This window comes from Amycolatopsis sp. NPDC059027 (assembly GCF_042739735.1).
In the GTDB taxonomy this organism is placed as follows: domain Bacteria; phylum Actinomycetota; class Actinomycetes; order Mycobacteriales; family Pseudonocardiaceae; genus Amycolatopsis.
Map to the genome: position 1 here is coordinate 1 of NZ_JBHYIK010000140.1, position 10,416 is coordinate 10,416.

The 10,416-nt window shown below is 69.8% G+C and carries 9 protein-coding genes and 1 pseudogene; 9 read left to right on the plus strand and 1 reads right to left on the minus strand.

Annotation, left to right across the window (positions count from 1 at the left end; genetic code table 11):
• Positions 1–154: 154 nt before the first annotated feature.
• The 9 genes and pseudogenes from egtD to ACFWY9_RS44275 form a co-directional block, all read left to right on the plus strand.
• A pseudogene (egtD, locus tag ACFWY9_RS44235) lies at positions 155–1,072 on the plus strand (L-histidine N(alpha)-methyltransferase); the annotation flags it as partial.
• Positions 1,065–1,538: a nitroreductase family deazaflavin-dependent oxidoreductase gene (locus ACFWY9_RS44240; protein ID WP_378322712.1), complete on the plus strand. Its 474-nt coding sequence runs from the start codon at positions 1,065–1,067 to the stop codon at positions 1,536–1,538. The pseudogene egtD and the gene ACFWY9_RS44240, both read left to right, overlap by 8 nt.
• 157 nt (positions 1,539–1,695) lie before the next feature.
• Entirely contained in the window at positions 1,696–3,324 is a 1,629-nt protein-coding gene (locus ACFWY9_RS44245) for an alpha/beta hydrolase (protein ID WP_378341708.1), read from the plus strand.
• Between the two features lie 240 nt (positions 3,325–3,564).
• The gene (locus tag ACFWY9_RS44250; protein ID WP_378341704.1) at positions 3,565–4,746 is read left to right on the plus strand and encodes an EfeM/EfeO family lipoprotein; all 1,182 of its coding nucleotides are present in this window, start codon (positions 3,565–3,567) and stop codon (positions 4,744–4,746) included.
• Between the two features lie 32 nt (positions 4,747–4,778).
• A complete protein-coding gene (locus ACFWY9_RS44255) occupies positions 4,779–5,927 on the plus strand; it encodes a Dyp-type peroxidase (protein WP_378341709.1) in 1,149 nt (382 codons plus the stop codon).
• A 14-nt stretch (positions 5,928–5,941) separates the two neighbouring features.
• Positions 5,942–7,567 (plus strand): phospholipase C, encoded by a 1,626-nt coding sequence (locus tag ACFWY9_RS44260; RefSeq protein WP_378322714.1) that lies wholly within the window; start codon positions 5,942–5,944, stop codon positions 7,565–7,567.
• Between the two features lie 68 nt (positions 7,568–7,635).
• Positions 7,636–8,232, plus strand: a complete 597-nt coding sequence (locus tag ACFWY9_RS44265) for a TetR family transcriptional regulator (protein WP_378341705.1) — start codon at positions 7,636–7,638, stop codon at positions 8,230–8,232.
• A gap of 8 nt (positions 8,233–8,240) precedes the next feature.
• Positions 8,241–8,492 carry a DUF3703 domain-containing protein gene (locus ACFWY9_RS44270; protein ID WP_378341706.1) on the plus strand — a complete coding sequence of 84 codons (252 nt, stop codon included), beginning with the start codon at positions 8,241–8,243 and terminating at the stop codon, positions 8,490–8,492.
• A 283-nt stretch (positions 8,493–8,775) separates the two neighbouring features.
• Entirely contained in the window at positions 8,776–9,486 is a 711-nt protein-coding gene (locus tag ACFWY9_RS44275; protein WP_378322754.1) for an MgtC/SapB family protein, read from the plus strand.
• Here ACFWY9_RS44275 and ACFWY9_RS44280 read toward each other — a convergent pair whose 3' ends face one another.
• The gene (locus tag ACFWY9_RS44280; protein WP_378341707.1) at positions 9,487–10,284 is read right to left on the minus strand and encodes an alpha/beta fold hydrolase; all 798 of its coding nucleotides are present in this window, start codon (positions 10,282–10,284) and stop codon (positions 9,487–9,489) included.
• Positions 10,285–10,416 lie beyond the last annotated feature (132 nt).

The window sequence follows — 10,416 nt, forward strand, 5'->3', positions numbered from 1 at the left end:
GTCATGATCCGCTGGACGGGCGGGGCGGTGCGGGGCGCCGGGGGGGCGACGCCGGGGTGCCCCGGCCCTTCGCCCCCGGCCGGGCGGCGGGCGGGTATCCCCGGCCCGGGCCTGGCGGGGCGGTGCCCCCCGCCCCCCCCCCCCCAACCGGGGGGCCCCCGTCCGCGCCGGCCTGACAGCCGGGCAGAAATGGTTGCCGCCCAAGTGGTTCTACGACGCCGACGGCAGCGAGCTGTTCGAGCGGATCACCGCGCTGCCCGAGTACTACCCGACCCGCAGCGAACGGGAGGTGCTCGCCACGCGGGCCGGTGACGTCGCCCAGCTCACCGGGGCACACACCCTCGTCGAGCTGGGCTCCGGTTCGAGCGAGAAGACCCGGCTGCTGCTCGACGCGTTCACCGGGCACGGCACGCTGGAGGCGTTCGTCCCGCTGGACGTCTCGGAATCCGCGCTGGCCGAGGCCACGGCCGCGATCTCCGCGGACTACCCGAAGCTCGACGTGCGCGGAGTGGTCGGCGACTTCACCCAGCACCTCGACCGGCTTCCCGGCGGCCAGCCCCGGGTCGTGGCGTTCCTCGGCGGCACGATCGGGAACTTCCTGCCCGCCGAACGCGCCGCGTTCCTGCGCTCGGTGCGGGACGTGCTGGACGAGGGGGAGTGGCTCCTGCTCGGGACGGACCTGGTGAAGGACGCCGGTGTCCTCGAACGGGCCTACGACGACGCGGCCGGGGTCACCGCCGAGTTCAACCGGAACGTGCTGCGGGTGATCAACACCCGGCTCGGCGCGGATTTCGACCCGGACGCCTTCGAGCACGTCTCCTACTGGGACGCCGAGAACGAGTGGATCGAAATGCGGCTGCGGTCACGCGGGCGGCAGACCGTCGAGATTCCCGGGGCCGGGCTGACCGTCGAGTTCACCGACGGCGAGCACATCCGCACCGAGATCTCCGCCAAGTTCCGGCCGGGCGGCGTCGAAGCCGAACTCGGGTCCGCCGGGTTCGCCGTCGAGCGATGGTGGACGGACTCACAGCAGCGGTTCGGGGTGAGCCTGGCAAGATCCGTACGTGGCTAATCCTCTCGCGGCGTTCGCTCGCGTGCTCGGCACGAAACCCTGGGTGATGAAGCTCGCGGGCGGGATCATCTGGGCCGACAAGAAGCTGCACGGGGCGTTCAAGGGCCGGGTCAGCCTGGTGGCACTGGCCGGGCTGCCGTCGTTGCGGCTCACCACGACCGGGCGGAAGAGCGGGTTGCCCCGCAGTACCAACCTGCTCTACTACCCGGACGGCGACCGGTTCGTGCTCACCGGGTCGAACTGGGGCCGCCCGAACAACCCCGCGTGGACGTTGAACCTGCGGGCCTGCCCCGACGCCGAGATCGCGATCGCCGGAAAGGCGATCGCGGTCACGGCGAAGGAGCTCGACGGCGAGGAGTACTCGCGGATGTGGCGGGAACTGCTGCGGTTCTGGCCCGGCTACGAAATGGAGCGGGTGGCCGCCGGGCGCCCGTTGCCCATCTTTGTGATGACACCGTCGTCCTAACTCGTTCAGGTCGATAGCCTCCCACCATCCTTTCGGCCGGTGACGGGAATCGGCGGTTTGTGCCAGTCTCACCCCTGTAACGCGTGGTGACGCCGCATGCGCGGCGCCAGCGCGACTCAAGGGAGGAGAAGTCTTGCCGAGTTCCGCGAAGAGCCGGGTGCGCGCGGTCGCACTGGTGGGGGCGCTCGTGGCCGGTGCGGCGCTGACCGGGATGTCCGGTACAGCCGCCGCGGCGCCGGCCGGGGGCATTCCGGCAGCGCAGGTGGGAGCGACGAAACCGGTCGACTGGGGTGCCTGCTCGGCCGACACCCTGCGCGGGGTGCCCGCCGACCAGACGAAGTTCTACAGCTGCGCGCGGTACCGCGTCCCGATCGACCACGACGACGCCTCGCTGGGCACGATCGACATCGCGCTGCTGAAGCGCGCGGCGCGCACGCCGGACAAGCGGGTCGGATCGCTGTTCCTCAACCCCGGTGGTCCCGGCGGTTCCGGGCTGCGGATGCCGATCAGCGGCACGGGCTACTTCCAGCCGCAGGTCGTCGACCGCTTCGACCTCATCGGCTTCGACCCGCGCGGGGTGGGCCAGAGCAATCCGCTGCGCTGCTTCACCACGCAGGAGGACGCCGACGAGGTGAACGGCGCCCAGGTCGGCGTGCCGTTGAGCCGCGCGGAGATCTCCAGCACGCTGGCCGCCTACCGCGACCTCGGGCAGTTCTGCAGGAACAACTCGGGCGCACTGCTCAACCACATGTCCACCAAGGACGTGGTGCGGGACCTCGACAAGCTGCGTGCGGCGGTCGGCGACCAGAAGCTGACCTACGTCGGCTTCTCCTACGGCACGCTGATCGGCTCCACGTACGCCGCGATGTTCCCGAAGCAGAGCCGGGCGATCGTCATCGACGGCAACGTCGACCCGGCGCTGCGCACCAGCGACGGCGTGCAGTACGACCGCGAACGGGCCCGCGGGTTCGAGATCTCGCTCGACGCGTTCCTGACCCGCTGTGCGCAGTCCGGTCCGAAGTGCGCGTTCAGCTCCGGTACCCCGAGGACGAAGTTCGACGAGCTGCGCGAGTACCTGCGTCAGCAGCCGATCAAGCTGCCCGGCGGCGGGTCGATCGACATCAGCCAGTTCACCAGCAGCGTCTCGAGCACGCTCTACCGGCCGGCCGGTTTCCCGGCGCTGGCTCAGGAACTGCAGAGCCTGTACGACGTGATCCACCCGCCGGCCGCCGCCACCGCGCAGGCCCAGTCGGCGCGAGCGCTCAAGCTCGACGTGCTCGCGCCGGGCAAGAACGGCCTGGCCGATCTCGACCCGGACAGCCCCTACACCGGTGACGACTCGTACTTCGGGGTGAACTGCTCCGACAAGAAGATCACCATCAAGCAGGACAAGGTGCCGGGGCTCGCGGCGCAGTGGGAACGGGAGTCGCCGACGTTCGGCCGCTACCAGATCTTCTCCGACGTCGCCGCCTGCCCGGTGTGGCCCGCCAGGCACCCGGACGTCTACCGCGGTCCGTGGCAGGTCCAGACCGAGAACCCGGTCGTCGTGGTCGGCAACTACTACGACCCGGCGACGCAGTACCTGTTCGCGAAGCGGATGGCGAACGAGCTCGGCAACGCCCGGCTGCTGTCGGTCGACGCGTTCGGGCACTGCATCCTCGGCAAGTCGCTCGGCGTGGACAAGGCCACGGCCGACTACCTGATCGATCTGAAGGTCCCGGCAGCGGGCCAGGTGTTCCAGCCGAACACCCAGCCGTTCCAGACGACCGCCACGGCGAAGGGCTGACCTCCCCCGGTCGTGGCCGTCCCCAGGAAGGACGTCTTCGGTGTCCCCGACGCATCGAAGGCGTCCTTCCGGCGTTCGCATGATCCTTCCGGGTGAACTTTTCGGGTCTCGCCGCTGACGTTCCGGTGGCCGCCGAACCGGACTATCCGCCGTGTTCGGCGCATAGCCGGAACTCGGCTTGCCAGCGGGACACGCGGTGCGTGAAGGTGAGCGCGAATCGTTCACGAGAGGGGAGAACGCGTGCTGCGTTCGGTGCGCGCCCGGTGGGCGGGCGCGCTGGCGGTGGTGCTGGTGGCGGGCGGCACCGTGGTCGCCGTGACCTGGCCGGGGGAGCAGGCCACCCCGGCCGCGGCGGAGACGCCGATCGAGGTGTCGCGTTCCACGTGCGGTGCCGGCTGGACGGCGCCGAAGCCGGGGCCGCGGACCCTCCAGGTGCACAACAGCGGGGCGGCGAGCGCCGAGGTCGAACTCATCGACCCGGACACCGGCACCGTGTTCGGCGAGATCGACGGGCTCGGCCCCGGCACGACTCGCGCGCTGCCGGTCAACCTCGGCGACGGCGGCTACGCGTTCCGCTGTGTCCCGGACGGGAGTTCGGCCTTCGTCGGGCCGACGGTCCGGGTTTCCGGCGGCGTCGCGCGGCCCGGCCCCGCCGTGGTCCCGGTGACCGACGCGGACCTGCTCGGCCCGGTCAAGGCGTACCACGGCCACGTGCTCGAAGGCCTCGGCAGGCTGGCCGCCGACGTGGCGGCGCTCAAGACGGCCGTCCACAGTGGAGACCGGGCCAGGAGCGAGACGGCCTGGCTCACCGCGCATCTCACCTACGAACGGCTGGGCGCGGCCTACAACGCCTTCGGCGATTCCGACAAGGCCATCAACGGCCGCGCCACCGGACTGCCGGGCGGCACGGCCGACCCGGGTTTCACCGGCTTCCACCGGCTGGAAAACGGGCTCTGGCACGGCGAAGGGATGCCCGCGCTGGCGGCCGTCGCCGACCGGCTGGCCGAGGACGCCGGCGCGCTGCGCGACGGGTTCGGCGACGCCCAGATCGACCAGAACGATCTCGGCCTGCGGGCCCACGAGATCATGGAGAACACCCTGCAGTTCGAGCTCACCGGCCGCAGCGACTTCGGCAGCGGCACCGCACTGGCGACCGCGGTGGCCAATGTGGACGGGACGAGGGCGGTGCTCGACGTGCTGCGGCCACTGCTGACCACCCGGTTCCCCGGTCTGTCCACTGTGGATGCGTGGCTGGACAGGACGAAGCGGACGCTGGAGTCGGCGCGGCGTCCGGACGGATCCTGGACGCCGGTCGCGCGGCTCGATCCGGCGCTGCGGCAGCGGGTCAACGGCGACGTCGGCCAGCTCACCGAACTGCTCGCGCCGGTCGCGGCGATCGCGGAGCCGAGGAGGATCCGGTGAACCTGCGCCGCCGGAGTTTTCTGCGTGGCGCGATGGCCGCGGGTGCCGGTGCCGGACTGGCCACCGGTCTGACGTCGAGCGCGCACGCGGCCGGCGGGGTCCCGTTCCACGGACCGCGGCAGGCCTCGATCCTAGCGCAGCCCGCGCGGCGGAGCGTCGTCGCGTCGTTCGACGTCATCGCGCAGAACCGGGCCGAGCTGACGGATCTGCTGCGCGCGCTGACCGATCGGGCGCGGTTCCTGACGACCGGGGGAGCGCCCGCCGCGCTCGGCATCACCGGGCCGCCGTCCGACTCCGGGGTACTCGGGCCGGAGATCCCGGCGGGCCAGCTCGCCACGATCGTCGGCGTCGGTGCGTCGCTCTTCGACGGCAGATACGGCCTGACGGACCGGAAACCGGCGAAGCTGAAGCCGATGCCGACGTTCCCCGACGACGCGCTGGAAGCGGCATGGTGTCACGGCGATCTGAGCCTGACCCTGTCCGCGGAGGACAGTGACACGGTGCTGCACGCCCTGCGGGACATTGCCCGAGCCACCCGGGGCGGGATGCAGCCGCGCTGGAAGATCGACGGCTTCAGCTCGCCGCCCCGCCCGGACGGCACGCCGCGGAACCTGCTGGGTTTCAAGGACGGGATCGCCAACCCCGCGACGTCCGAACTGGACAGTCTCGTGTGGACACCCGCGCCGGGCGAGCCCGCGTGGACGACCGGCGGGACCTACCAGGTGATCCGGCTGATCCGGATGCTCGTCGAGTTCTGGGACCGCGTTTCGCTGTCGGAGCAGGAGAACATGATCGGCCGCCGCCGGGACACCGGCGCCCCGCTGGACGGCGTCACCGAGACGGACGTCCCGCGGTTCGCCGACGACCCCGTCGGCACGGTGATCCCGCTGACCAGCCACATCCGGCTCGCGAACCCGCGGTCGGCGGACACCGACGCGAGCCGCATCCTGCGCCGGTCGGTGAACTACGACCGCGGTGTCGACGGCAACGGGAACCTCGACATGGGGCTGGTTTTCACCTGCTACCAACGTGATCTCCAGCGGCAGTTCGAGGCCGTGCAGCAGCGGCTGGCCGGGGAACCGCTGGTGGACTACGTCTCGCCGTTCGGCGGCGGGTACTTCTTCGCGCTTCCGGGCGTGACCGGTCCGGACGATCACTACGGGCGAGCGCTGCTCGCGTAGGAAAGGGACACACAGTGAAAGCAAGGGCAGGCGGGCGCGTGCTCGCGGCGGGCGCGGTGGCGGCCGCCGTGGCACTGGCCGCGGGAGCGTGTTCGAGTGGCGGCCAGGACTCGTCGAGCGGGCCGAAGCCCGCTCCCGGTCAGGCGGTGAGCGCCGACGCGGCGGCGACCGCGACGCCGATCAAGCACGTCGTGGTGATCTTCGGGGAGAACATCTCGTTCGACCACTACTTCGGGACCTACCCGAACGCGGCGAACAACGAGGGCACCCCGTTCACGCCCGCGCCGAACACCCCGCAGGTCAACGGGCTCACCCCGGACCTGCTGACGCACAACCCGAACGCGTACAACCCGAAGCGGCTGGCGCGCTCCCAGGCGATGACCTGCGACCAGGACCACGACTACAACAAGGAACAGGCCGCGTTCAACGGCGGCAAGATGGACAAGTTCGTCGAGAACACCGAGAAGGACAAGTGCACCGGACAGCCGGTGCTGTTCGGTGAGCCCGGCCTGGTCATGGACTACTACGACGGCAACACCGTCACCGCGATGTGGAACTACGCCCAGCACTACGCGCTGAACGACAACTCGTTCAACACCGTGTTCGGCCCGTCCAGCCCCGGTGCGGTGAACCTGGTTTCGGGCCAGACCCACGGCGCACAGCCGGTCGACCCGGCCACCGGCGCGCCGAAGACCGATCCGAAGACGGCGGTCTCGCCGAACGCGAGCGGCCTCGGCACGATGATCGAGGACCCGGACCCGGCGTTCGACGACTGCTCGAACAAGAACCACACCGCCAAGGACAACCTCGCCGCGATGCAGGGCCGCAACATCGGCGACCTGCTCAACGCGAAGAGCCTGTCCTGGGGCTGGTTCCAGGGCGGGTTCAAGCCGACCGGCAAGAACGGCGACTACGCGGCGTGCGACGCGAAGCACAAGAACGTCGGCGGTCAGTCCGTTGTGGACTACAGCCCGCACCACGAACCGTTCCAGTACTACAAGTCCACGGCGAACCCGAAGCACCTGCCGCCGAGTTCGGTGGCCGCGATCGGGGCGAACGACCAGGCCAACCACCAGTACGACACGGCCGACTTCGACGCCGCGCTGGCCGCCGGGAACATGCCGTCGGTGAGCTTCCTCAAGGCTCCGTCCTATCAGGACGGTCACGCCGGTTACTCGGACCCGCTGGACGAACAGGCCTTCGTGGCGTCCGAGGTCACCAAGATCCAGCAGTCGCCGCAGTGGAGTTCGACCGCGATCGTGCTCGCCTACGACGACTCCGACGGCTGGTACGACCACGTCGCCTCGAAGATCGTCAACGGCTCGAACGACCCGGCCCAGGACTCGCCGATGTGCACGTCGCAGCCCGTCAAGCTGGGTGCTTACGCCGACCGATGCGGCTACGGCCCGCGGCTGCCGCTGCTGGTGATTTCGCCCTACAGCAAGGTGAACCACGTCGACCACACGCTGACCGACCAGACGTCGGTGCTGAAGTTCATCGAGGACAACTGGTCGGTCGGCCGGATCGGGGACGCCTCGTTCGACGAGCAGGCGGGTTCGCTCAACGGCATGTTCGACTTCTCGGCCCCGAAGGCGAAGCCGGTGAAGCTCGATCCGGCCAGCGGCGCTGTCGTGGGCTGACCGACGTTCCAGGCTTGCACTCTGTGCAGAACTTGCAGACTCTGCAAAAGCTGCATAGAGTGCAAGTCATGGGAGGGTCCGAAGGGCGGCTCGAACGTCGCCGAGTGGCGAAGCGTGCGGCGATCCGGGCGGTCGCCGTCCGTCTCGCGCTCGAGCACGGGCCGGACGCCGTCACCGTCGAGATGATCAGCAAGGCCGCCGACATCTCGCCGCGGACGTTCTTCAACTACTTCCGCGCCAAGGACGACGCGTTCTCGATCGAACCGCACCAATGGACGGCCGAGGAGATGCTCGGTGAGCTCAAGGCGCGGCCGGAGGGAGAAGCACCCGCCGAATCGATGCGTGTGGTGATCAAGGCGATGGCCGCGGCGGCGGACTTCGCGCATCTGGCCGAGGAATGGGAACTGCTGCAGCGGTTGTACGCGCGGTATCCCGAGCTGTTCTCCCGGATGCGGTTCGGTGAGGTCGACGCGACCATCGCCGCACTGAGCGCGGAGATCGCCGCGCGGCGCGGCACCGATCCCGCGCAGGACCTGTACCCCGGGATGCTCGTGGGCGCGTCGTTCGCAGCATTGCAGGCGGCGGAAAACCAGGCTCGTCACGGCGAGCGTTCACTCGACGAGCTGATCGACGAGGCGTTCAATCTGCTCGTCCAAGGGTTGTAGGGGAGAAGATGGAGACGTATTCGGCCGAACTGGAAGCCGGGCGGGAAGCGTTGGCGCGTAAGGACTGGCGCTCGGCGTACCGGCACTTCGGGCGGGCGCACGAACTCGGGCACGACGACCTCCGGCTGCACCTCGCCGCGCATCGCGGCCTGCTGCGGACGTCGTGGCGGTCGTGGCGGCTCGACCGGGTCGTCGTGCAGGCGGTGCTGATGGTGGGCGCGGCGCTGTTCGACCGCAAGCCTCGTGGGGCACGCGCGTGACCGGCTTCGTCGCGAGTGCGGCGCTGGTCGCGAGCACGACGTGATCGTCACCACCCGTCACTGTCCTGGTACGCCCGTGCCGGTATAGTGACCGAGGTTTCACCAGCCGAACAAGCACGGAAGCGAGGTGAGCGGCACATGCCGGAAGACAGTCCTGAGACGACCGGACGGATCCCGGGCGCCGTCACCTCGGCACCGCACGCGCGCTGAGCGCACGGGGTTTCTCCGGCACTTCTCCCTGTCTGGCCTTGTGTACGCACGCCAGAAAAGAGCCGGGATCATGATGAACACCTTCGAAATGCTGCTCAGGGTCGGCACGGGCGTCGGGCTCGGGGCGGTCATCGGGTTCGAGCGGCAGTACCGCGCCAGGATGGCGGGGCTGCGCACCAACGCGCTCGTCGCGGTCGGCGCGACGCTGTTCGTGCTGTTGTCCGCGCACGGGTTCGGCGGGTTGTCCACCAGCGGCGACGCCGACCCGACCCGCGTCGCCGCGCAGATCGTGTCCGGCATCGGATTCCTCGGCGCCGGGGTCATCCTGCGTGACGGGCTCAGCGTCCGCGGACTCAACACGGCCGCGACGCTGTGGTGCTCGGCCGCGGTCGGCGCGCTCGCGGGCGCGGGACTGTACAGCGTCGCGGTTGCGGGGACCGTCGTGGTCGTCGCGGTCAACATCCTGCTGCGGGCGCTCGGACGCGCGGTCGACCGCCGTCCCGACACCGGTGACGAGACCCCGACCCACTACGCCTTCCAGGCCGTCACCCGGGACGACGACGAGGCGCACGTCCGCGCATTGCTGGTGCAAGCCTTGACGCGCACGGACTTCCGGCTGCTTTCGGTGCTCAGCACGGACCGGCCGGACGACCACGCCGTCGAGGTGCGCGCCGAGCTGATCGGCGACCAGCGTGACGACGCGCAGATGGAGTCCGCGGTGTCGCGGCTGTCTCTGGAGCCTTCGGTCAGCAGCGTCCGCTGGGAGGTCCTGGTCGCGGCGTGATCACCGGGAAAGGAACTCGGTGAGCAGTTCGGCGAATCGGTCCGGCCGGTCGAGGTTGAGCATGTGCCCGGCTCCGGGCACGACGACTTTGCGCGCGTCCATGGCGTGGCGGGCCACATGGTCCGCCACGCCGTGGATGTCGAGGTAGTCGAGTTCGCCGGTGATGACGAGGATCGGCGCGGCGATCTCGTGGACGCGCGGGATCGCGTCGAGTTCGTACGAAACGGGGTTGTTCCCCGGATTCTTCGTCCCGGTGGCGAGGAACATGACGCGGCAGCGGGCACGGACGGCGGGATCGACGTCCTCCGGCTCCCGCTTCGGTCCGTCGACGAGCATCTGGATGACGAGTTCGAGAGCCAGTTCGTGGTCGCCCCCGCCGATCGCCTCGGCGATCCTTTCGTTCAAGGTGAGGACGAACGGGTCTCGCTGGTTCATCCCGCTGATCCCCGGCGACGTGAGCACGAGCGCCTCGACCCGTTCGGGACAGGTCAGCGCGAAGTCGATCGCGGTGCGGCTCCCCATCGAACAGCCGACGAGCGTCGCGCGCTCGATGCCTAGTGCGTCGAGCAGTTCACGAAGGTCGTAGGCGTGGGTATACGGCTGCGTCGGTACGGCGTCCGAGGAATCTCCGTGGCCGCGCGCGTCGTAGCGGATCACCTTGTGGTGCGCGGAAAACCGGGCGAGTTCGGCGTCCCATTGGGCGCTCGTCAGGCCACCGGCGTGCAGGAACACGACCGGTCGCCCGTCGCCCGCGGCTTCGTAGTGCAGATGACCGTTGCAGATCTCGACCGTGCTCACGGAGCCCCCATCGCCGATGTGCGGTGTTCAGCCTAGCCACAACGGAAAACGGAGGCCCCCATTGCCCCGCGGGGAAAGGGGCCGGCCGGGTAAAAACGCCCCCAAAAATAACGAAACGGGGAACATTGGCAG

Bases quoted from the DNA above. Each gene is read 5' to 3' on its own strand.
- ACFWY9_RS44255 (WP_378341709.1), top strand. From the start codon at position 4,779: ATGGCCGCGGGTGCCGGTGCCGGACTGGCCACCGGTCTGACGTCGAGC.
- ACFWY9_RS44265 (WP_378341705.1), top strand. From the start codon at position 7,636: ATGGGAGGGTCCGAAGGGCGGCTCGAACGTCGCCGAGTGGCGAAGCGT.
- ACFWY9_RS44270 (WP_378341706.1), top strand. From the start codon at position 8,241: ATGGAGACGTATTCGGCCGAACTGGAAGCCGGGCGGGAAGCGTTGGCG.
- ACFWY9_RS44275 (WP_378322754.1), top strand. From the start codon at position 8,776: ATGAACACCTTCGAAATGCTGCTCAGGGTCGGCACGGGCGTCGGGCTC.